This is a genomic window from Streptomyces sp. NPDC012794 (assembly GCF_042901085.1).
GTDB lineage: Bacteria > Actinomycetota > Actinomycetes > Streptomycetales > Streptomycetaceae > Streptomyces.
The window spans coordinates 112264-133535 of sequence record NZ_JBIBCI010000002.1; the positions used below are offsets into that span (position 1 = coordinate 112264).

General features: G+C 71.6%; 20 protein-coding genes and 3 tRNA genes. 7 read left to right on the forward strand and 16 right to left on the reverse strand.

What is annotated here, in order from left to right; translation table 11 throughout:
- Positions 1-40: 40 nt before the first annotated feature.
- The 4 genes from ACFY7H_RS03665 to xerC are packed head-to-tail and all read left to right on the forward strand — an operon-like array spanning position 41 to position 3469.
- Complete coding sequence (locus ACFY7H_RS03665) at positions 41-640, forward strand: SAM-dependent methyltransferase (protein WP_388933687.1); 600 nt, start codon at positions 41-43, stop codon at positions 638-640.
- A complete protein-coding gene (gene repSA, locus ACFY7H_RS03670; protein ID WP_388932540.1) occupies positions 637-2049 on the forward strand; it encodes a replication initiator protein RepSA in 1413 nt (470 codons plus the stop codon). The genes ACFY7H_RS03665 and repSA overlap by 4 nt, the downstream gene beginning before the upstream one ends.
- Positions 2037-2243, forward strand: a complete 207-nt coding sequence (locus tag ACFY7H_RS03675; RefSeq protein WP_388932543.1) for an excisionase family DNA-binding protein — start codon at positions 2037-2039, stop codon at positions 2241-2243. The genes repSA and ACFY7H_RS03675 overlap by 13 nt, the downstream gene beginning before the upstream one ends.
- On the forward strand, positions 2231-3469 hold the full coding sequence (gene xerC, locus ACFY7H_RS03680) for a tyrosine recombinase XerC (protein ID WP_388932546.1): 1239 nt from the start codon (positions 2231-2233) through the stop codon (positions 3467-3469). The genes ACFY7H_RS03675 and xerC overlap by 13 nt, the downstream gene beginning before the upstream one ends.
- A 79-nt stretch (positions 3470-3548) precedes the next feature.
- On the opposite strand, the gene ACFY7H_RS03685 is transcribed toward xerC, so the two are convergent.
- Together ACFY7H_RS03685 and ACFY7H_RS03690 are read right to left on the reverse strand one after the other, a co-directional pair.
- Positions 3549-3621: transfer RNA gene (locus ACFY7H_RS03685), tRNA-Arg, on the reverse strand.
- A gap of 355 nt (positions 3622-3976) precedes the next feature.
- Positions 3977-4067: transfer RNA gene (locus ACFY7H_RS03690), tRNA-Ser, on the reverse strand.
- 177 nt (positions 4068-4244) lie between these two features.
- Between ACFY7H_RS03690 and ACFY7H_RS03695 the strand changes: the two genes are divergently transcribed.
- The 3 genes from ACFY7H_RS03695 (at position 4245) to ACFY7H_RS03705 (ending at position 8610) form a co-directional block, all read left to right on the forward strand.
- The gene (locus ACFY7H_RS03695) at positions 4245-4667 is read left to right on the forward strand and encodes an SSI family serine proteinase inhibitor (RefSeq protein ID WP_388932549.1); all 423 of its coding nucleotides are present in this window, start codon (positions 4245-4247) and stop codon (positions 4665-4667) included.
- 119 nt (positions 4668-4786) lie between these two features.
- On the forward strand, positions 4787-8020 hold the full coding sequence (locus ACFY7H_RS03700; protein WP_388932553.1) for a PAS domain-containing protein: 3234 nt from the start codon (positions 4787-4789) through the stop codon (positions 8018-8020).
- Positions 8021-8034: 14 nt separating this feature from the next.
- Positions 8035-8610, forward strand: a complete 576-nt coding sequence (locus ACFY7H_RS03705; RefSeq protein ID WP_388932556.1) for an antibiotic biosynthesis monooxygenase — start codon at positions 8035-8037, stop codon at positions 8608-8610.
- Positions 8611-8628: 18 nt separating this feature from the next.
- On the opposite strand, the gene ACFY7H_RS03710 is transcribed toward ACFY7H_RS03705, so the two are convergent.
- The 14 genes from ACFY7H_RS03710 to ACFY7H_RS03775 all read right to left on the reverse strand — a co-directional run bounded on the left by ACFY7H_RS03710 (position 8629) and on the right by ACFY7H_RS03775 (position 21201).
- Positions 8629-10278: a long-chain fatty acid--CoA ligase gene (locus ACFY7H_RS03710; protein ID WP_388932559.1), complete on the reverse strand. Its 1650-nt coding sequence runs from the start codon at positions 10276-10278 to the stop codon at positions 8629-8631.
- A 276-nt stretch (positions 10279-10554) separates the two neighbouring features.
- Positions 10555-11088, reverse strand: coding sequence for a SigE family RNA polymerase sigma factor (locus ACFY7H_RS03715; protein WP_388932562.1), 534 nt, complete (start codon positions 11086-11088; stop codon positions 10555-10557).
- 135 nt (positions 11089-11223) lie between these two features.
- A complete protein-coding gene (locus ACFY7H_RS03720) occupies positions 11224-12390 on the reverse strand; it encodes a lipid-transfer protein (RefSeq protein WP_388932564.1) in 1167 nt (388 codons plus the stop codon).
- Complete coding sequence (locus tag ACFY7H_RS03725; protein ID WP_388932567.1) at positions 12387-12776, reverse strand: MaoC family dehydratase; 390 nt, start codon at positions 12774-12776, stop codon at positions 12387-12389. The genes ACFY7H_RS03720 and ACFY7H_RS03725 overlap by 4 nt, the downstream gene beginning before the upstream one ends.
- Complete coding sequence (locus ACFY7H_RS03730; protein ID WP_388932570.1) at positions 12773-13807, reverse strand: acyl-CoA dehydrogenase family protein; 1035 nt, start codon at positions 13805-13807, stop codon at positions 12773-12775. Before ACFY7H_RS03730 ends, ACFY7H_RS03725 begins: the two co-directional genes overlap by 4 nt.
- Position 13808: 1 nt before the next feature.
- On the reverse strand, positions 13809-14783 hold the full coding sequence (locus tag ACFY7H_RS03735; protein WP_388932572.1) for a bifunctional MaoC family dehydratase N-terminal/OB-fold nucleic acid binding domain-containing protein: 975 nt from the start codon (positions 14781-14783) through the stop codon (positions 13809-13811).
- Entirely contained in the window at positions 14780-15931 is a 1152-nt protein-coding gene (locus ACFY7H_RS03740; protein ID WP_388932575.1) for an acyl-CoA dehydrogenase family protein, read from the reverse strand. Before ACFY7H_RS03740 ends, ACFY7H_RS03735 begins: the two co-directional genes overlap by 4 nt.
- A gap of 149 nt (positions 15932-16080) precedes the next feature.
- Positions 16081-16329 carry a hypothetical protein gene (locus tag ACFY7H_RS03745; RefSeq protein WP_388932578.1) on the reverse strand — a complete coding sequence of 83 codons (249 nt, stop codon included), beginning with the start codon at positions 16327-16329 and terminating at the stop codon, positions 16081-16083.
- A gap of 316 nt (positions 16330-16645) precedes the next feature.
- A complete protein-coding gene (locus ACFY7H_RS03750; protein WP_388932580.1) occupies positions 16646-17047 on the reverse strand; it encodes a DUF6344 domain-containing protein in 402 nt (133 codons plus the stop codon).
- 220 nt (positions 17048-17267) lie between these two features.
- Positions 17268-17355, reverse strand: a tRNA-Ser gene (locus ACFY7H_RS03755).
- A gap of 60 nt (positions 17356-17415) precedes the next feature.
- Positions 17416-18393: a trypsin-like serine peptidase gene (locus ACFY7H_RS03760; RefSeq protein ID WP_388932583.1), complete on the reverse strand. Its 978-nt coding sequence runs from the start codon at positions 18391-18393 to the stop codon at positions 17416-17418.
- A 188-nt stretch (positions 18394-18581) separates the two neighbouring features.
- Positions 18582-19628 carry a YeiH family protein gene (locus ACFY7H_RS03765; protein WP_388932585.1) on the reverse strand — a complete coding sequence of 349 codons (1047 nt, stop codon included), beginning with the start codon at positions 19626-19628 and terminating at the stop codon, positions 18582-18584.
- Positions 19628-20176 carry a cysteine dioxygenase gene (locus ACFY7H_RS03770; protein WP_388932588.1) on the reverse strand — a complete coding sequence of 183 codons (549 nt, stop codon included), beginning with the start codon at positions 20174-20176 and terminating at the stop codon, positions 19628-19630. The genes ACFY7H_RS03765 and ACFY7H_RS03770 overlap by 1 nt, the downstream gene beginning before the upstream one ends.
- Before the next feature lie 119 nt (positions 20177-20295).
- Positions 20296-21201 (reverse strand): LysR family transcriptional regulator, encoded by a 906-nt coding sequence (locus tag ACFY7H_RS03775; protein WP_388932591.1) that lies wholly within the window; start codon positions 21199-21201, stop codon positions 20296-20298.
- Positions 21202-21272: the final 71 nt, after the last annotated feature.

Sequence of the window (21272 nt, forward strand, 5' to 3'; positions counted from 1 at the left end):
GAGGGTCCTGGACCTGTTCTGCTGCCAGGGCGGAGCGAGCATGGGCTACAGCCTCGCCGGCTTCGACGTCGTCGGTGTCGACCTCTCCCCGCAGCCCCGGTACCCGTTCCGGTTCATCCAGGCCGATGCCATCGACTTCGTCCGCGAGCACGGGGCGGACTTCGACTTCATCCACGCCTCGCCCCCCTGCCAGCGCTACACCCTCGCCCAGCGGATCCAGAAGCGCGATCATCCCGACCTGATCGCGCCCACCCGCGCGGCACTCGAAGCGACCGGCCGCCCCTGGCTGATCGAAAACGTCGAGGAGGCAGCCGCCGAACTGCATGCGCCGGTAACCCTGTGCGCCGCCTCCTTCGGAATGCGCACCTATCGCCATCGACTCTTCGAAACGGGGGGCGGCTTCACACTCACCCCGCCCCCGCACCAAGCGCACACCGCGCCCCTGACCAAGATGGGACGCCCTCGCGCCGAAGGGCACTTCGCTCACTACGTCGGGAACTTCTCCGGAGTCCAGGAAGCCCGCAAGGACATGCGCGTCTCCTGGATGAGCCGCGACGGCATCCGCGAATGCATCCCGCCCGCGTACACGCAGTACATCGGCAGCGCTCTGCACGCCACCCTGCTGGAGGTGGCCGCGTGACCGACACCGCCACTGCGGCGGGCCTGGACCCGGCCACCCTGAGTGATCTGCTCCGGGTGGCCGGGGACCCCAGCTTCGACCGGCTCCACGAACAAATCCGCCGCACCGGAGGATGCACCGCCCCGATCCGACTCAGCGGCGGTATCAAGCTCCTCGACCCCGCCACCCGCACCGTGATCCACGCCTACAGCACCGATGCCGAACCCGGCGGCGTCCTCCGCGTCGCCTGCGGCAACCGCCGGGCCTCCCGGTGTCCCGCCTGCGCCTGGACGTACGCCGGCGACACCTACCACCTGATCCGGGCTGGCCTCGTCGGCGCTCCCGACAAGGGCACCCCCGAGACGATCCGCAACCACCCCCGCGTCTTCGCCACCCTCACCGCCCCATCCTTCGGCCCGGTCCACAACCGACCCGGTACCCGGTCCTGCCGCTGCGGTACTCGGCACTCCGAAGACGCGCCCGCGCTCGGCACCCCGCTCGACCCGGACACCTACGACTACGCGGGCGCCGTGCTCTGGAACAACCACGCCTCTGAGCTGTGGCGGTACTTCACGATCTACCTCCGCCGCGAGATCGCCCGCCGCGCTGGCCTGACACAGAAAGCCTCCCGCCAACAGTCCCGCGTCTCCTTCGGCAAGGTCGCCGAGTACCAGAAGCGCGGCGCCGTCCACTTCCACGCTGTGGTCCGCTTCGACGGACCGGACGGGCCCGATAGCCCACCGCCCACCTGGGCCACCCTCGACCTGCTCACCGACGCGATCCGCGCAGCCGCCGCCCGCGTCCGCGTCGTCGTGCCGGCCAGCCCGAAGCACGGCGTCACCAACGACTGGGTGCTTCAGTGGGGCGAACAGCTCGACGTCCAGCCCATCGGCGCCTTCGGGGACGGGGAGGAGCTGACGGAACAGGCCGTCGCCTCCTACGTCGCCAAGTACGCGACCAAGGCCGCCGAGACCACCGGCACCGTGGACCACCCGGTCGGCAACAAGGAAGCCCTCGTCCTCCTCGGCGTTCCCGACCACCCACGGCGCCTCATGGAAGCCTGCATGGACCTGGACCGGGCCTACCCGGACCGACGGCTCAGGGCCTGGGCCCACATGCTCGGCTTCCGCGGGCACTTCTCCACCAAGTCCCGCCGCTACTCGACCACCCTCGGCGCCTTACGCCAGGTGCGCGCGGACTACCGCGCCGCCCAGCAACGCGCCTCCCTCGGCCTGCCCGACCCCGACGACCACCCGGAGGCCACCCTCCTCGTCGTCGCCCACTGGTCCTACGCCGGCCACGGCTCCACCCCCGGCGAATCCTGGCTCGCCGCCAATGTCCGCCGCGAGATCCAGCACAACCGCGAACACGCCCGTGAGACGCGGGCCGAACTGTCCGACCTGGAAGGGGAGACCGCGTGGCTGCCGTAGTCATCCAACGGAAGTGGCACACCACCGCAGAGGTTGCCGACATGCTCGGCTTCGGCCTGTCGAAGACCAAGATGCTCGTGCTCACCGGAGAGATCCGCTCCGTGAAGGTCGGTCGCAACCGGCGCATCCTTCCTGCCTGGGTGGACGAGTACGTCGAGCGCATCACCGCCGGCGCCGAAGGGTGGGCGGCATGAGCGGTAAGCGCGGCAACGGCGAAGGTTCGATCTACCCGTACAAGAACGGCTATGCGGCCTACGTCTGGGTGACCAAACCGGACGGCAAGCGCGCCCGGAAGTACGCCTACGGAAAGACCCGCGAAGAGGTCCACGAAAAGTGGCTCAACCTGCACGTGGAAGCCAAGAAGGGGCCCGTGGCCACCCGGCACCGGACGGTCTCGGCGTTCCTCGCCTACTGGCTGGAGTCGATCGTGAAGCCGAACCTGGCTCCACTGTCGTACGTCTCCTACGAGGGCTACGTGCGCCTCTACATCGGTCCACACCTGGGGACGAAGCGGCTGGACAAGCTCACCGTGCGGGACGTCCGGGAGTGGCTGACCAAGCTGGCGGCCGTCTGCCAGTGCTGCGCCCAGGGCAAGGACGCAAAGCGCTCGCCCGACAACCGGCGGTGCTGCGCCATAAAGGAGTGCTGCGAGTCGTACCCGTCGCGCCGCGTCATCCAGGGGTCCCGTGACGCGCTCAGGGCCGCCCTGACCCACGCGGTGACCGAAGAGGAGATCGGCAAGAACGTCGCCTCCCTCGTGAAGGTGCCCAAGCCCCGGCGCAAGCGGATCAAGCCGTGGTCCGTGGTCGAAGCGGGCCGGTTCCTCGCGGACGGGGTCGCCCGGGAGGATCACCTCTTCGCCGCCTGGGTGCTCGTGCTGTGCCTCGGGCTGCGGCGCGGGGAGGTCCTCGGGCTCACCTGGAAGTCGATCGACTTCGACGCCGGGGAGCTGTACGTCGATCACCAGATCCAGCGGGCCGGGCGGCAGATCCTGCACCGGGAGACCAAGACGGAGGACTCCGACGACTTCCTACCGCTGCCGGCACTCTGCCTCAAGGCACTGCGGATGCGCCGTGCCCAGCAGATTGGGGACCGCAAGGCAGCCGGGGAGCTGTGGCAGGACAGCCACGGGCTCGTCTTCACGACGAAGTACGGGACCCCGATCGAGCCGGGGAACCTGACCCGGATGTTCGCGCTCCGGGCTCGGCGGGCCGGGCTGCGGGTGATCCCGCTCCGGAACACCCGGCACACGTGCAGCTCGCTCCTGGTCGCGCTCAAGGTCCACCCGAAGGTGGCACAGCGAATCCTGCGGCACTCGCAGATCGCCATGACGATGGAGGTCTACGCCGAAGCGAGCGAGGAAGCGGTGCGGTCCGCGATCGGCAAGCTGTCCGAAGCGATGGGCGGCGCCGGCGGCTGAAGCGGTTGCTGTACTTCGCTGCTGTACGGCCCGAAACGCCAGAAGCCCCGGACTTTCGTCCGGGGCTTCTGAGCTGCTGTGCACTCGGCAGGATTCGAACCTGCAACCTTCTGATCCGTAGTCAGATGCTCTATCCGTTAAGCTACGAGTGCTTGGGCTTCCCGGGGTTTTTTTTCGCCCCGTTGGCCTTGCGAGAACAACAATACATGGACCTCGCCGGGACGCGAAATCCATTAGCTACAGCGCCTCTGACCTGCGGAAACGCTCTGGAAGAAGATCGTCCGGGCGGATCCGCGACACCGCTCCGGGCCCGGCGGGCTACCCATGAGGGGCCGCCCCAAACCCTTCCAAGGCCTGAACGCACCGACACGGCTCACGCCGACGCCCGACGCGCCTCGGGCCGCCGTGACGAACACACCGCCACTCGCCTCCCGGCGAATCCGGCGCGCACCGGTGCCCGAACGCACGGAAGCCCCGGTCCATCAGGACCGGGGCTTCGGTGAGGTGCGGAGGCGGAGGGATTTGAACCCTCGATGGGGTGTAAGCCCCAAACCGCATTAGCAGTGCGGCGCCATAGACCGGACTAGGCGACGCCTCCAGCACACCTTCGCGTACGAAGGTGCGTGCAGATGATGACACAGGCGCGGGGCCGGTCACCAATCCGCTCCCAACGGTACAAGGAGCCGGGGCCACAGGGCAAAGGCTTAAGCACGCAACGTCCGAGCCGGAATGTCGTTGGTGAGGCGTACGACGTACGGACGACCTGGAGTGCCCCATGCTGCGTCTCGCCGCCTTCGCCGTCACCTCCGCCCTGGCCGCCGCGGCTGCCGGACCGCTGCCGCCGCTGCCCCTGGGACGGCTGCTGGCCGCGCCCGACCGGCTGACCATCGAGATCTCCAAGAGCGGCAACCGCCTCGTCGACGGCACGCACCGGCTGGAGTGCCACCCCGCCGGCGGCGACCACCCCTTCGCCCAGGAGGCCTGCGCCCGTCTCGACGCCCTGTCCAAGCAGGGCAAGGACCCCTTCGCCGAGCCGGACTCCAGGAACTGCTCCTTCCAGTACGGCGGGTCGGCCGTCGCCCGCATCACCGGAACGTGGCGCGGCCAGAAGGTGGACAGCACCTTCCAGCGCAGGAACGGATGCGACATCGCCCGGTGGAAGAACCTGGAACCTGTGCTTCCGGGGGAGCATTCCTGACCTGGGACGATGCGGCGGATGCGCGCTTTACCCCGCACATCCGCCACCTCACGGCAGGGCGGTGCCCTTAGACTCCTCCCGTGACATGCCGGTAGTCGTGGTCAGGGAGGAAGCTCGTCGTGAGCAGCAGGCCATCCCGAGGCGCTGCTCGCCTCGCAGCAATACTCGACGCGCTCCCGGACGCGCTGTTGCTCGTCAACGCCAACGGCACGGTCGTCAACGCCAATTCGATCGCCCTCGAGGTCATGGAGAGCCCCGGCACCGGGCTCGTCGGCCGAGGGGTGCTCGACCTCCTGCCGGAGTTCGACTCCAAGCAGATCCCCGGTTCGATGCGCCGCCCCGGCGACCGCGAAGAGGGCCGCTCCCGGCCGAAGCGGATGATCGCGCGCCGCACCGACGGCAGCGAGTTCCCCGTGGAGGTCACCAGCGCCCACCTCGACGGCCGTGACGCCTACCGTGAGCCGCAGCCCTACACCGGCGACGAACTGCTGATGCTCGTCGTCCGGGACCTCTCCGAGACCGTGGACACCGAGGCCGAGCTGGCCCGCTCGCAGCGGCAGACCGAGATGATCCTGCGCGCCGCCGCCGAGGGCGTCGTGGGTACGGACACCGAGGGCCGCGTCGTCCTCGTCAATCCGGCCGCCGCGCAGATCCTCGGCTACCGAGCCACGGACCTCGGCAATCGCGAACTGCACGGGCTGATCCAGCACTCGCGCGCCGACGGCTCGCCGTTCCCCTTCGACGAGTCCCCGCTCGCCGACACCCTGCGCAGCGGGCGCAAGCACCGGGTCCGCGGCCAGGTGCTGTGGAACAAGGCCGGGCAGCCCGTCGCCGTCGACCTGACCACCTCGCCCGTACGGGACGGGGAGCTGCTCGTCGGCGCGGTGATGACCTTCACCGACCGCCGCCCGTACGACGCCCTCGCGGCGCGCCACGCCCAGCTGCTGGCTGTCCTCAAGGACTCCCTGCGCGGTCCGCTGGAGGAACTGCGCGGGGAGCTGGCCACGCTGGCCGCCGACGACGGGGGGCAGCTGTGGCCGGAGGCCAACCAGCTGCTGCACCATCTCGCCGCCGGCTACTCGCGCATGACCACGCTCGTGGACAACGTGCTCGAGTACCAGCGTCTGGACGCGGGCGGCGACAAGCTCAAGAAGAAGAACGTCCTCATCAACACGGTCGTCGCGGCGGGCGTCGACGGCGCGGTCGAGCTGATCGGCCCCGGGCGGGCGCAGTTCGCCGTCCATGCCCCGACCATCGAGGCCGAGGTGGACGCGGAGCGGATCGCGGCCGCCCTCGCGCACCTGATCACGGACGTCGCCGGGGTGGACGCCACCGGCAAGACCGCCCAGGGCAACGGGTACGGCGACTCCACGATCGTGGTGGCCGCGGCCCAGCGGGGCGATGTCGTACGGATCGAGGTGCGCGGCCCCTACGAGGGCGGCAACCCGGTGCACGAGCCGATCGTGCGGGGCATCGTCACCGCGCACGGCGGGGTCCTGCAGACGGTCGAGGTGCCCGGCGCGCCCGGCGGGGCATACGTGCTGGAGCTGCCGCTGGGTTCGGGCGCCGGGACGGTGACCCTGCCGGAGCCGGAACAGCAGCCCGCCCCGGAGCCCGAGGCCGCCCCCGCGACGGTCTCCGGCGGCCGGCGGGGCCGGCGCGGGGTCGACGCCTTCCTGGAGGACGAGGCCGCCGCGGCGAAGGCCGCCGCGGCACGCGAGGGCGGGAGCGCGCTCGCGCTGCCGTCGGGGCGTCGCCGGGTGGAGGGCGAAGCCCCCGCGCAGGGCGTCGTGTCCGGGCCGGCGGAACTGGCGCAGTCCCCGGTGAACCCGGCGGGGCTCGGTACCGGGCGCCGGCGCGGCCGCGACGGCGATGACGCCCCGCACGACCGGCCGGTGCCCCCGCAGGGCACCGCCATGCCCGCGCTGCCGCCCGTACCGACGGTGCCCCCGGTCCCCGTGACCGAACACCCGGCGGGCCGCCGCCGGGCGCTGGGGCCGGCCGGGGCGGCCGCACAGCCCGCGGGCCCCGTGCCGGCGGCCGGGATCCCGGCTCCCGCCGCGCCCCGCCCTGTCGCCCCCGAGGGTGGTTTCGCCCTGCCCGCCGGGCCCGCCCCGGGTTCCGCTTCCGCCGAGACCGACTCCGACGGCACGGGCGGGCGCCGTGGCCGGCGGGTACTCGGGGCCCCTGCGGCCCCCGAGCCGCCGGAGCCGGCGACCGGTGCGGAGCCCGGACCTCCGACCGGGCGGCGGCGTGCCCTGCCCTCGACCCCCGCCTGGCCGGTTCCCGCGGCCCGCACCGCTCCCGAGGACGGAGCAGCCCCCGGGCAGCCCTCGGTCCCCGGTGCCCGCCGGCCCGGCGAGGCTCCGGCGAACGGGGCGCAGCCGATCAGCGTGCACGCTCTGGGCACCCTGGGCCAGGGCATCTCCGTGGACCCGGCCGCCGCGGGCGCGGAAGGTTCCGGTTCCGGTCGGCGCCGTCGTCTCGCCGAACCCGCGCCCCAGGGGCGGGCCTTCGCCATAGGGGCACCCGAGGCGGGGGCCGCCGAGGGTCCGGAACCGCTGGACGGCCCCGGGGGTGCGGTCGAGGTGGTCAACCGGCCCGTACCGCAGCCCGTGGACGACGAGCTGCCGCCGGAGCCGCTGGACAACCCGCGCCGGCTGCTGGTGTGGCCGGCGCCGGACGCGCAGACGCAGCAGGCGCTGAGCGAGCGCGGCTACCGCCCGGTGATCGTGCACTCGCGCGAGGAGGTGGACGCGCAGATCGCGGCGTTCCCCGCCGCGCTGTTCGTCGACCCGCTCACCGGGCCGATCACCCGGACCGCCCTGCAGTCCCTGCGCCAGGCCGCGGTGGCCGCCGAGGTGCCCGTACTGGTGACGGCCGGGCTGGGGCATGCCACCCGCGAGGCGGCGTACGGCGCCGATCCCGCTGTCCTCCTCAAGGCGCTCGCGGCGCGCGACAGCGAGCAGCACCCGTCCCGGGTCCTGCTGATCGAGGAGCACGACGAGATCGCCACCGCGCTGACCGCCGCGCTGGAGCGGCGCGGTCTCCAGGTCGCCAGGGCGGGCGCGGACACCGACGCCGTGGAGCTGGCGACCCGGATGCGGCCCAACCTGGTGGTCATGGACCTGATGCAGGTCCGTCGCCGGCGGGCCGGGATCGTGGACTGGCTGCGCGGGCACGGGCTGCTGAACCGCACCCCGCTGGTCGTCTACACGACCGCCGGGATCGGTCCGGCCGACCTGCCACGGCTGGCCTCGGGCGAAAGCGTGCTGTTCCTCGCCGAGCGGGCCACCACCGCCGACGTGCAGGGCCGCATCGTGGACTTGCTGGCCAAGATCGGGACCAACTAGCGATCCTGGGGCCCATGGCCATCACCGACACGTCCGAGCGCCCCGTTCCCGCCGACAACGGGGAGGTCAACCTCCTCATCGCCCGGCAGGTGGAGCCCGGCCACGAGGAGACGTTCGAGGCCTGGGCCCACGGGATCCTGGAGACGGCCGCCGCGTTCCCCGGGCACCTCGGGTACGGGCTGTTCCGGCCCGCCACGGAGGGCGGGCCGTGGTTCCTGGTGCACCGCTTCCGCGACCAGGCGGCCTTCCAGCGCTGGCAGGACTCCTCCGAGCGGGCCCAGTGGTTCTCGAACTGCCTGGGGCACCACCACACCGAGATAGCCCGCCGTGAACTGCACGGCATGGAGACCTGGTTCGCCAAGCCGGGTACGACCCGGCCCGCGCCGCCACGCTGGAAGATGGTGATCAGCTCGGGGCTGGCCATCTTCCCGATCTCGCTGGCGGGCAACGCGCTGCTCGGGCCGTATTTGGTGGACCTGCACTTCGTGGTGCGGACGGCCGCCTTCGCGGTCGTCTTCAGCACCCTGATGACCTACGTGGCCATGCCCGCCGTCAGCCGGCTGCTGCGGGCATGGCTCACGCGCGGCTGATCCGGCGGGGCCGGTCGGCTAGCCGAGCGTGGTGACGTCCAGCTCGCCGTCGGCGTACTGCTTGCGGATCACCTTCTTGTCGAACTTGCCGACGCTCGTCTTCGGCACGGCACCGACGATCGCCCAGCGCTCCGGGAGCTGCCACTTGGCGATCGACTGGCCGAGGAACGCGCGCAGTCCGGCGTAGTCCACGGTGGCGCCGTCCTTGAGGACGACGGTGGCCAGCGGACGTTCGCCCCACTTCTCATCCGGGACGGCGACGACCGCCGCCTCGGCCACCTCGGGGTGGGCCATCAGGGCGTTCTCCAGGTCAACGCTCGAAATCCACTCGCCCCCGGACTTGATGACGTCCTTGGCCCGGTCGGTGAGGGTGAGGAAGCCGTCGGGGCTGATCACGCCGACGTCCCCGGTCTTGAGCCAGCCGTCCGCGCTGAACTTGTCCTCGGGACGGTCCGGTTCGCCGGCCGCGCCGCCGTAGTAGGAAGAGGCGATCCAGTTGCCGCGGACTTCCAGCTCGCCGGCGGACTCGCCGTCCCAGGGGAGGTGGTCGCCGTTGGGCCCCACGAGACGGGCCTCGACGCCGGCCGGGAAGCGGCCCTGGGTGACCCGGTACGGCCACTCCTCCTCGGCGCTCAGCCCGGCCGGCGGGTGTGCCATGGTGCCCAGCGGCGAGGTCTCCGTCATGCCCCACGCGTGGCAGAGGCGGACGCCGAGCTTGTCGTAGGCCTCCATCAGCGAGGGCGGACAGGCCGCACCGCCGATGGTGACCTGCTTCATCGAGGTCAGGTCGCGGGGGCGGGCGGTGACCTCGGCGAGCAGCCCCTGCCAGATGGTGGGGACGGCCGCGGCGTGCGTGGGCTTCTCCCGCTCGATCATCTCGGCGAGCGGGGCCGGCTGGAGGAACCGGTCCGGCATCAGCATGTTGATACCGGTCATGAAGGTGGCGTGCGGCAGTCCCCAGGCGTTCACGTGGAACTGCGGGACGACGACCAGCGAGGTGTCCCGGTCGGTGAGGCCCATCGACTCGGCCATGTTGACCTGCATGGAGTGCAGGTAGATGGAGCGGTGGGAGTAGACGACGCCCTTGGGGTCGCCGGTGGTGCCGGAGGTGTAGCACATGGCCGCGGCCTGGCGCTCGTCGAGCTCGGGCCAGTCGTAGTGCTCGGAGCGGCCCTCCAGGAGTTCCTCGTACTCGTGCACGCGGACGCCGAGGCCGTCGAGGGCGGAGCGGTCGCCGATGCCCGAGACCACGACGTGCTCGACGGTGGGCAGGTGCGGCAGCAGCGGGGCCAGCAGCGGCAGCAGGGTGCCGTTGACGAGCACGACCTTGTCGGCGGCGTGGTTGACGATGAAGACCAGCTGCTCGGGGGGCAGACGCAGATTGAGCGTGTGCAGGACGGCGCCCATGGACGGAATCGCGAAGTAGGCCTCGACGTGTTCCGCGTTGTTCCACATGAGCGTGGCGACGGGGTCGTCCTGCCGGACTCCGAGCTCGTCACGCAGGGCGTTGGCGAGGCGGGTGGCGCGGGCACCGATCTCGGCGAAGCTGCGGCGGTGCGGCTCGGCCTCCCCGGTCCAGGTCGTGACCTGGGACTTCCCGTGGATCGTCATCCCGTGCTGCAGTATGCGGGTGACGAGGAGTGGTACGTCCTGCATGGTGCTCAGCAAAGCGTCCTCCCGGTGAGCGCTGCGGCTCTGCGGCGGCTTTAGGGTGCAGCCGATTCTGCGCACGTACCGGTCGGCATGTCACTACCCGGGAGTACAAACAGGGCGGCCGATCATTGTGACCAACACCTCCCCAGCCGTTGTTTCACGTGAAACAGTCACGGCTCAGAAGGAAACAGCCACCCGGTTCACGTCAAAAAAGCCAGCCGTTTCACGTGAAACACCGACCCCTTTCCATGGGAAAAGCGGTCCGTTTCACGTGAAACAACGGCCGGAGCCTCAGCGCACCGGAGTGAGTTCGGGGTCCTCACGCAGCTTGACCAGCGCCCGCGAGACCGCGCTCTTGACCGTGCCGACCGAGACACCGAGCATCTCGGCGGTCTGCGCCTCGCTCATGTCCTCGTAGTAGCGCAGGACGACCATGGCCCGCTGTCGGTCGGGCAGCCGGGTCACCGCGCGCCACATCGCGTCGCGCAGCGCCTGCGCCTCCGCGGGGTCGGTACCCTCGAGCGCCTCGCTCTCCGGGATCTCGTCACAGACGAACTCGTCCACCTTGCGCTTGCGCCACTGGGAGGTGCGCGTGTTGACCAGGGCCCGCCGGACATAGCCGTCCAGGGCCCGGTGGTCCTCGATGCGGTCCCAGGCCACATAGGTCTTCGCCAGTGCCGTCTGGAGCAGGTCTTCGGCGTCACAGGCGTTGGCGGTGAGGGAGCGCGCGGTGCGCAGGAGGACGGTGCCACGGGTCCGGACGTACGCCGAGAACGACGGATACGGCGTCGGATTCGAGGCGAGCGTGCACACAGGCGTGGTCATGGCTCCACGCTAGAAGCGGCGCGGCCTCCTGGGATCGGCCCCAAGTGCCGAAGCCGGATCCCTCTCAGGTTGTACGGCCGGGCCGCACCCCACCTCCTGAAGGTGGAGGGCCCTGCCCCGCCACCGGGACCGGAGTCAGTTCCCGGTCCCAAGGATCAGGCCTGAGGTCGGCACCCCCGTACCGGCCGTGACCAGTACGTGCTCTGCTCCCGCGAGCTGGTTGACGGAGGTGCCGCGCAGCTGGCGTACGGCTTCGGCGATCCCGTTCATGCCGTGCAGGTACGCCTCCCCGAGCTGCCCCCCGTGAGTGTTGAGGGGGAGCGCTCCTGCCGCCGTGAAGTCGGCGGCCTCGCCCGGGCCGCAGAAGCCGAAGGCCTCCAGCTGCATGAGGACGAAGGGGGTGAAGTGGTCGTAGAGGATGCCCACGTCGATGTCCGAAGGCCGCAGCCCGCTGGTGCGCCACAGCTGGCGGACCACCACGTCCATCTCGGGCAGACCGGTGAGGTCGTCGCGATAGAAGGAGGTCATTGCCTCCTGGCGGCGGCCGGCACCCTGCGCGGCCGCGGTGATCACGGCGGGCTTCTGGCGCAGGTCGCGGGCCCGCTCCGCCGTGGTGACGACGAGGGCCTGACCGCCGTCGGTCTCCTGGCAGCAGTCCAGCAGCCGCAGCGGTTCGACGATCCAGCGCGAGGCCGCGTGGTCGGCGAGGGTGATGGGTCTGCCGTGGAAGTAGGCGGCGGGGTTGTTCGCGGCGTTCTTCCGTCCGGTGACCGCCACGTGGCCGAAGGCCTCGGGGGTGAGGCCGTAGGCGTGCAGGTAGCGCTGGGCGGCCATGGCCACCCAGGATGCCGGGGTGAGCAGGCCCCACGGCAGGGACCAGCCGAGGGCCGTGCCCTCCGCCGAGGGTTCACGCTGCTGGACGCCGGAGCCGAAGCGGCGGCCGGAGCGCTCGTTGAAGGCGCGGTAGCAGACCACGACCTCGGCGACTCCGGTGGTGACGGCGAGAGCGGCCTGCTGGACGGTGGCGCACGCCGCGCCGCCGCCGTAGTGGACGCGGGAGAAGAAGGAGAGCTCCCCGATGCCGGCCGCCTGGGCCACGGTGATCTCGGGGCTGGTGTCCATGGTGAAGGTGACCATGCCGTCGACGTCGGCGGGGGTGAGTCCGGCGTCGTCGAGGGCGGCGTGCACCGCCTCGACGGCGAGCTTCAGCTCGCTGCGGCCGGAGTCCTTGGAGAACTCGGTCGCGCCGATGCCGGCGATGGCGGCCCGGCCGCCGAGGTCGTCGCGGGTGCGGACGCTCATGCCCGCGCCCCCAGGCTGACGGTCACGGTACCGGTGACGTGGTGGCCGATGCGGTTAGCTCCGACGACCCGGATTTCGGCGGTGTCTCCGTCCATGGCGGTGACCGTGCCCGTGAGGGTCATGGTGTCGCCCGGGTAGTTGGGGGCTCCGAGGCGGATGGCGACCTTGCGCAGGACCGCCCGCGGGCCGAGGCGGTCGGTGATGTAGCGGCCGACCAGGCCATTGGTGGTCAGGATGTTCATGAAGATGTCCGGGGACCCCTTCGCGCGGGCGAGCTCCGCGTCGTGGTGCACGTCCTGGTAGTCGCGGGAGGCGATCGCCCCCGCCACGATCAGGGTGCGGGTGACCGGTATCTCCAGCGGCGGCAGCGCGTCGCCGACGTTCATGCGTGTTCCTCCTCGGATATGAGCGCGCCCAGTTCGGCCAGCAGCTCGCTGCCGCAGCCCAGGTAGGCGTCCAGCTGGCGGCCCCACAGGAAGTGCCGGTGGACGGGGTGGTCGAGGTCGGCGCCCATCCCCCCGTGCAGGTGCTGGCCCGCGTGGACCACCCGCTTGCCCGCCTCGGACGCCCACCAGGCCGCCGTGAGGGCGTGGTCGTGGGCCGGGAGGCCCTCGTCGATCCGCCAGGCCGCTTCGTACGCGGTGACCCGGATCGCCTCCGTGTCCATGTGGGCGTCGGCCGCGCGGAGCATGACGCCCTGGTTCGTGGACAGCGGCCGCCCGAACTGCTCACGGGTGGAGGTGTGTTCCACGGCCCGTGCCAGCGATCCCGCGCAGACCCCCGCCTGGAGTCCGGCGAAGGCGGTGCGGGCCGTGTCCAGTACCCGGCCGTAGGCCTCCCGGCCGCCGAGCCGCTCCGCGCTCGCCCCGTCCAGGGTGAGGGCCCCCGCCGACCAGGGCGCGGTCGTCTCCACCGGCCGGGCGGCGACTCCGGGCGCGTCCGTCCGTACGAGCCACAGGGACCGGCCGGTATCGGGGACCAGCACGTGGGTGGCGTCGCGCAGCCAGGGGACGACGGGCGTGGTGCCGGTGAGACGGCCGTCGGGGGTGGCGGTGAACCGGCCGCGTTCCGGGAAGGCGCCGGTGGCCACGGCCTCGCCGGAGCCGAGGGCGGGCAGCAGCCGGACCCGCTGTTCGGGGCTGCCGTGCGCGGCCACGGGCAGGACGCCGTACGCGCAGGTGGCGGCGTACGGGACCTGCGCGGTGGTGCGGCCCTGCTCCTCCAGCAGCAGCACCAGGCCGAGGAGGCCGACGTCCTCGACGGCGGCGGTCAGCCCGGCGGAGGTCAGGGCCTTCCACAGCTCGGCGTCGCTGCCGGTGCCGGCGGCGGCGAGGCGGTCGTGGGTGGCCAGGTCGCCGAAGATCCTCGCGGCCAGACCGGCCGCGGCGGCCTGTTCCTCGGTGGGGTGGAAGTCCATGTCAGCCGGCCTCTCCGCGGAAGACGGGCAGTTCGAGCGAGTCGTCGACGCGCAGGAACTCCAGCTGGACGGGCAGGCCGATGCGGACCTTGTCGTAGGGAACGCCGGTGATGTTGCTGATCATGCGGACGCCCTCGGCCAGCTCGACCAGGGCGACCGCGTACGGGCCCCCCGCCTCGGCGGGATCCTCGTGCGCGGTGAAGGCGGGGAAGGGCGGATGGTGCATGACCACGTACGAGAAGACCGTGCCGGCTCCGCTCGCCTCGACGGTGTCCCAGTCGGGGGAGGAGCAGGCGTTGCAGCCGGGCAGCCAGGGAAAGCGCGGGGTCGCGCAGGCGGTGCAGCGCTGGATCAGCAGTTTGTGCTCGCGGACCCCGTCCCAGAAGCCCTGGTTGTCGCGGTTGATCACGGGGCGCGGGCGGGACGGGGCCCCGGAGTGGCCGCGTTCCGGGAGGGGCCGGGCCTCGCGGCCGCGTTCCGGCCGGGCCGCCGGGGCGTATTTCAGGATGCGGAAGCGGTGGATGCCGGCGGGTTCGCCGTTCGCGCGGACGTTCATCCGGGTCGTCACGAAGTGGCCGGTGCCCAGCTTGGTCGTCTTGCGCGGCGAGACCGACTCGATCACGGCGTCGAAGGTCACCTCGTCGCCCGGGCGCAGCGGGCGCAGGTACTCCTGCTCGCAGTCGGTGGCGACCACGGAGGTGCAGCCCTGGTCGTCGAGGAGGGCGAGCAGCTCGTCGTAGGCGGAGGAGCGGTCGGTGTGGCCGGAGAGGCCCCCCATCGTCCAGGCCTGGAGCATGGTGGGCGGGGCGATGGCGTCCGGTCCCGTGTAGGCGGGACTGGTGTCGCCCATCGCCTCGCACCAGTGGCGGATCATCGCCTCGTTGACGGCGTCCTTGCCCCGGCCGGCGGTGGCGGCGGGCCGCCCCTCGAAGGCTCTGAGCCGCTCATGGAACCGGTCGCTCTCCCCGCCGGTCATCGCTTCCTCCCCTTCATTCCGAGTCGCATCGTGGCGACGATCTCCCGCTGTACCTCGCTGACCCCGCCGCCGAAGGTGTTGATCTGGGCGGCCCGGTTCATCCGCTCAAGCTCGCCGCCGGCGAAGGCCTGCGGTCCGCGTAGGAGGGCCTCCTCGCCCACCGCCTCCTGGCAGATCCGGTACACCTCGACGGTGGACTCGGTGCCGAGGAACTTCACTCCGCTGGCGTCGCCCGGGGCGAGGGTGCCCGCTGCGACGTCCTGGACGAGGCGCCAGTTGAGGAGGCGTACGGCGGCCAGCCGGGCGTGTGCCTCGGCGAGCCGGGACCGCACCCAGGGGTGGTCGGCCGGGCGCTCGCCGGTGGCGGGGTCCCGGGTGCGGGCGTGGCGCAGCGCCTGATCGTAGAAGTCCTCGGCCTGCATGCCGATGGCGGCGAGGGCGACCCGTTCGTGGTTGAGCTGGTTGGTGATGAGGCTCCAGCCGCCGTGTTCGGGGCCGACGAGGTTGCCTTCGGGGACCCGGATGCCGTCGTAGTACGTCGCCGTGGTGGTGAGGCCGCCGACGGTTTCGATCGGGGTCCAGGCGAAGCCGGGGCTGTCGGTGGGCACCAGGATGATCGATATGCCCTTGTGCTTGGGGGCCTGTGGGTCGGTGCGGCAGGCCAGCCAGATCCAGTCGGCGTTCTGGGCGTTCGAGGTGAAGATCTTCTGTCCGTCGATCACCCATTCGCCGCCGTCGCGTACGGCCCTGGTGCGCAGTGCGGCCAGGTCGGTGCCGGCCTCAGGCTCCGAGTAGCCGATGGCGAAGACGGTCTCGCCGCGCAGGATCCGGGGCAGGAAGTAGTCCTTCTGGTGCTGGGTCCCGTACTTCATGAGGGTGGGGCCGACGGTGTTGAGGGTGACCATGGAGACGGGGGCGCCGGCCCGGTAGGCCTCGTCGAAGAAGACGAACTGCTCGTCGGGGCCGCGGCCCTGGCCTCCGTAATCGACGGGCCAGCCGAGGCCGAGCAGCCCGTCGGCGCCGATGCGGCGCAGCAGTGCGCGCTGGGCGGCCGGGTCTTCGGGCACTCCGCCGGGAAGCAGGTTCCGGAAGTACGCGCGCAGTTCGGCGCGCAGTCGTGCCTGGCCTTCGGACGGGGCGAGGTGCACGGCGCTGGCCTCCCGGCATCACATCGGACGAATAAAACTGACTGTCCGTCAGATTTACCGTTGATGTCAAGGTCGCGACCGCCCGCGGGCGGGACACGCGCGGGCGCCCGTATGACCGGACCCCAGCGGGTCCGGTCATACGGGCGCCCTCATCGGTCAAGCGGCGACGGCGGTGCTGCCTGCCACCAGGGGAGGAAAGCCACCGCGACGTTGGAGTCGGCCGGGTGGATCGCCGTGGACGCGGAGCGGTTGACCTGCGCGGAGTTGATTTGGTTCGACGCCCCGGAGCCGGTGGCCACCTGCTGCGAGGTGGAGTTGCCCACCGAATCCCCGGCGAACCACCCCACAACCTGCCGTTCCCCCGCAAACATGACCAATATCGGATAAACCTCGTTCACGCCCCTACTACCCCACGCGGCGCACCAGCATCGTGCGAACCCGCCACGCACATGAGGCGAATCGTTCCGCCAGACCGGCCCGCCCCGGACATGCCGAAAAGGGCCGCTCCGTCCGGGAACCCCACCGTCTCCCGGTCCTGCGGCCCTGCTTTACCAGCCTTCACACCCCCGCACGCCCCGGCCGAACGCCGGTGTGACCACTGCGCCCCACTCCCGGAGGCGCTGCGCGACGCTTCCGCGCCGCATCCTGCCGTTCCTTCTGGTCCTGCCGTTCCCGCTGTTCCTGCTGCGCGGCAGCTCCTGCTGCCGCTCCCCGCTAGGCGGCGAGGGAGAGCCGACCCCGGCCAGCGGCGGGAACGCGAGCCGCGACGGTGACGGCGGCAGCGTCCGGAGCGAGGGCCGGGGCAGCGGCGGGGACGGCATCAGCGGCGAGGGACGCGGCGGTGGTCGAGCGCCGGACGGACGGGGCCTTGCCGTGGGCCTCGGCCCGGATCCGCTGCTTGATCGTCGGCGGGAGCGAACCGCCCCGCATCATCGCCCGCCACGTCCGCCGCGCCACCACGCCCGGCCGCCGGCGCACCGCCGGAGCCACGGGGGCGGCGACCGCTTCACGGGCGGCCACCCGCGCCGCCTTCCCACCGAGACCGAGTGCGGCCAGGAGCGCCACGAGCGCGGCGAGGACGGTGGTCCAGATCGAGGCGATGCTGCGGTGCGTCATGACGGGCCCTCCATTGCGGGATGTTCCGACGGGCGGATCTGCATACATTCGTCATGATGTGGTCGCAACCGCACGACCCCCACCACGCGCGCCGATCTTCCGACAAACACCACCCGGAAGGCCCAGGGGCGGCCGCCCGCCCCGACGGGACAGCACCTCACACCGAAGGGGCGCCCCGGAATCGGGACGCCCCTTCTTGGTCAGCGCATGCGCTGAGGTGTGGCGGTGGGTGTGGGATTTGAACCCACGGTGACTCGCGCCACGACGGTTTTCAAGACCGTTCCCTTAGGCCGCTCGGGCAACCCACCTGGCCGGTACAGAGTACCGGGATGTGGGGGTGGGTGGGGTGGGTGTTCCGGGCGGCCGGGTCAGGAGGTCTGGGCCTTGTCGTAGGCCGCCTTCGCCTCGTTGCCGAAGTAGGGCCCGAACATCGTGTTCGGCAGGAAGGTGTAGCCGAAGCTGTTCACCGAGACCTGGGTGCCGAGGCCCGTGGACTCGTTGAAGTCCTGGAACCAGGGGCCGCCGCTGGAGCCGCCCGTCATGTTGCACGCCATGCTGTGGTCCTTGGTCAGCAGGAAGTCCTTGCCCGTGCTGGCGCTGCAGTAGACGAGCTTGGTGCCGTCGTAGGGGGCGGCCGCGGGGAAGCCGAAGGAGTACATCCGCTTGTTGTAGCCGCCGTTGAACAGGAGGCCCTGGGCGCCGACGACCTGGCTGAGCTTCTGGCCGTTCAGGGGGGCGACGACGGCGAGGCCGACGTCCATGTTCATGTCCTCGTTCGCCGCCCACTGGTCGGTGGCGAAGGTCTTGGTCGCCGGCCACTGGCCGTACGGGGCGTTGCCGTTGTCGTACGCCGGCACGAAGATCCAGTTGGTGTGCCAGGCCCCCTGGTACTTCACGCAGTGGCCTGCGGTGATCACGGTGCTGCCGTTCTGGCTGGTGATCGAGTCGCCGGAGCAGGAACCAGTGCGGCCCTGGAAGGTGAAGAACACCCGGCCCGAGGTCTTCACCACGGCCCCGCCGCCCGTCCAGGCGCCGCCGGGCTGCGGGAACGCCATGACGGACGTGGGTGAGGTCGGGGGTATCCGGGTCGGGAGGGCCGTCGTCATGGGCGCCGTCGTCGTGGGGGCCTTTGCCGTGGGCGCCGTACGCGCCCCTCCCGGGGCCGCCGTCAGGTCGAGCGGGGTGGCCTGACGCATCCGCTCGGCGGTCCAGAAGCCGGGGGTCTGCACGGGCCGGTACGAAGAGGGCGACTCGGCGGCCGCCGAGGGGGAGGCCGCCGTCAGGGCGCCCGCGAGCAGGGCACCCGCGGCGAGGAGGACGGATGCCGCCGTGCGATGACGATTCACGCAGACTCCTTCTGCCGTGCCCGTGCCGGAGCGGCCCGGGCAGGGGTGGGGGTGAAGAGCTGTCGGTGCGGATCGGCTGTTCGACTTGCGGGGGCAGGGTCGCACGGGTTCCCGGAGATGTCAGCGGGCAGTCCGGACGTTCGGTCGGTTCCGGCCACGAAATGGCCAACTCGCCCTGCATACATCCGTCATGTGGTCGCGAGGACCCCCGCGTACGAGACCCCCGCCACGACCACCCAGGCCCCGAGCCCGAGCACTGCGGCGCGCCCGCCGGTACGGGCCAGGGTCGGCAGGTGGACCGCGCTGCCCAGCCCGAACAGGGCCGCCGCCAGCAGGGCCTCTTGCGCCGTGTGGGCCCAGTCCAGCGCCGCGCCCGGCAGCAGGCCCGTCGCGCGCAGTGCGGCCGCCACCAGGAACCCGGCGACGAACAGCGGCACCGGAGCCGGACGCCGCCCCGAGGACGTGCGTACGCCACGCCGCCGGGCCCGCATCGAGAGCGCCACCGCCGCCACCAGTGGGGCGAGCAGGGCCACCCGCATCAGCTTGACCAGCACCGCCTCGCCGAGCGCGCCGGGACCCGCGGTCTGGGCCGTCGCCACCACCTGGCCGACATCGTGGACGCTCGCCCCCACCCATCGCCCGAAGGCCAGCTCGGAAAGCCCCAAGGGGCCTTGGAGGAGCGGGAGTACCGCGATGGCCAGCGTCCCGCACAGGGTGACCAGCGCCACCGAGGCGGCCACGTCCTCCTCGTCGCTGCCGGACACCTCGCTCACCGCGCCGATGGCCGAGGCCCCGCAGATCGAGTACCCGGTGGCGATCAGCAGGGGCTGGTCCCCAGGGAGCCCCAGGCGGCGGCCGAGCCAGACCGTGCCGCAGAAGGTGGCGGCCACCACCGCGCACACCATGGCCACCGTCGACCATCCCAGCCGCAGCACCTGGTCCAGGCCCAGACCGAGGCCCAGCAGGACGATGCCGATCCGCATCAGCCGCCGACCGGCCAGGGACAGGCCCGGGCGGGCCGGTCCGCGCACGACGGTCCGTACGCCGGGAAGGTGGGCCACCGCGATCCCGAGCACCACCGAGACGGTCAGCATCGGCACGCCAGGGAGCAACTGGTGCACACCCCATGCCCCCAGCACACCGGCTGCGGCCATCCCCAACCCCGGCCAAGGGGTGGGCGTTTCACGTGAAACATGGCGGACCGCCTCGCTCTGGGGGCGGTGGAGGAGGGCCATCAGTCGACGGGGAGCGTGTAGACGCGACGGATGCTGCTGCCCAGGCGGGAGACGTCGGCACCGTAGACGTGGATCGATATCGCCTTGTCGGTACAGGAGTTGCGCACCTTGTGGATGTCCCCGGGCGGCGCGAAGCCGCAGACCTCACCCTGGGCGTTGACCACGTCCTCGGTGGCCACCAGGCGGGCGGCGTCCGCGCCGGGCGCGAGCCGGTAGCGGCGCTCGCTCTCCTCGCCCTGGTGCACTCCGGCCACGCACCACGAGACGTGGTCGTGGATACAGGTCTCCTGGCCGGGCATCCAGACCAGGGCCACGACCGAGAAGCTGCCGTCGGGCTCGGCGTGCAGGATGTGCTGCCGGTAGCGCTCCGGGTCGCCCTCCTGCTGCTCGGCGGTCAGCAGGTCGGCCGTGCCCAGGTGCGGGGCGAGCCGCTCACCGACCAGGTAGGCGGTCAGGTCGGGGGCCAGACCCCGGTCGACGACGCTGCGGATCTCACTGACGAGGGCGGCCATCCTCGTGGTCGTGCGGGCCGGCGTGGTGGTGGTCATACAAGCAGCGTCCGTCGGCGCATCCATCACGTCCAACGACAGTTATGACCTGAAATCCCAAGCAGAGGTTATGGATCCGGCGGACGGAGATCCTCGGGTCGGGGCGGGGAGTCGTCGGGTCAGCAGCCGACGCGGTTGGACGCGGCCCTCTTCAGCTCGTCGAGCACCACCGCCGTGGCCGGTATCCGCAGGTGGTCTCGGTAGACGTACGCGGCGATGTGGCGGCGGGCGGCCGGCTCCAGCACGCGCCCGCAGACCCGGCTGAGGGAGAGGGAGGGGAGCACCAGGGCGGGCATCATCGCCACGCCCAGCCCCTGTGCGACCAGGCTCTGGACCACCAGGTTGTCGTCGGTCGCGAAGCGGATGTCGGGTACGAATCCCAGCTCGGCGCACTCGTGCAACAGGTTCGCGCGGCAGCGCGGACAGCCCGCGATCCAGCGCTCCTCGGCGAGGTCGGCGAGGTGAACGGCCCGGCGGCGGGCGAGCGGATGGCCTGTCGGCAGCAGCACCGTGAGCTGGTCCTCCAGCAGCCTGACCTCGGCCACCTCCTCCGGGATCTCCTCGTGCAGGCCGGGGTAGGTGAAGGCCAGGGTGATGTCGCACTCGCCCCGCTGGAGCCGGCGCAGGGACTCCGGGGGCTCCCCTTCCAGCAGCTCGACCTGGACGCCGGGGTGGTCCTTGGCGAGGCCGCTGAGGGCTTCCGGGACGAGAGTGACGTTGGCGCTGGGGAATCCGCAGACCCGCACCCGGCCGGTACGCAGCCGCGTGTACGCCTTCAGCTGGGCCTCGGCGGCGGAGAGGCTGCCGAGGATGGACTCGGCGTGGCGGGCCAGGGACTCACCGGCCTCGGTGAGCTTCATCCGGCGGCCGACGCGGGTGAACAGCGGGGTGCCGACGGCCCGTTCGAGCGCCTTCATCTGCTGGGTGATCGCGGGCTGGGTGTAGCCCAGGACGCGAGCGGCCGCCGAGTACGAGCCCGCGGCGACCACTTCATGGAATGTCCGTATGTGCCGTGAATCGAACACGAGCGAAGCATAAGCAGATATTGGGAGGGGCCGTAGGCGGAATCCCGGCCACGGCCCCTCCCATCAAGCCA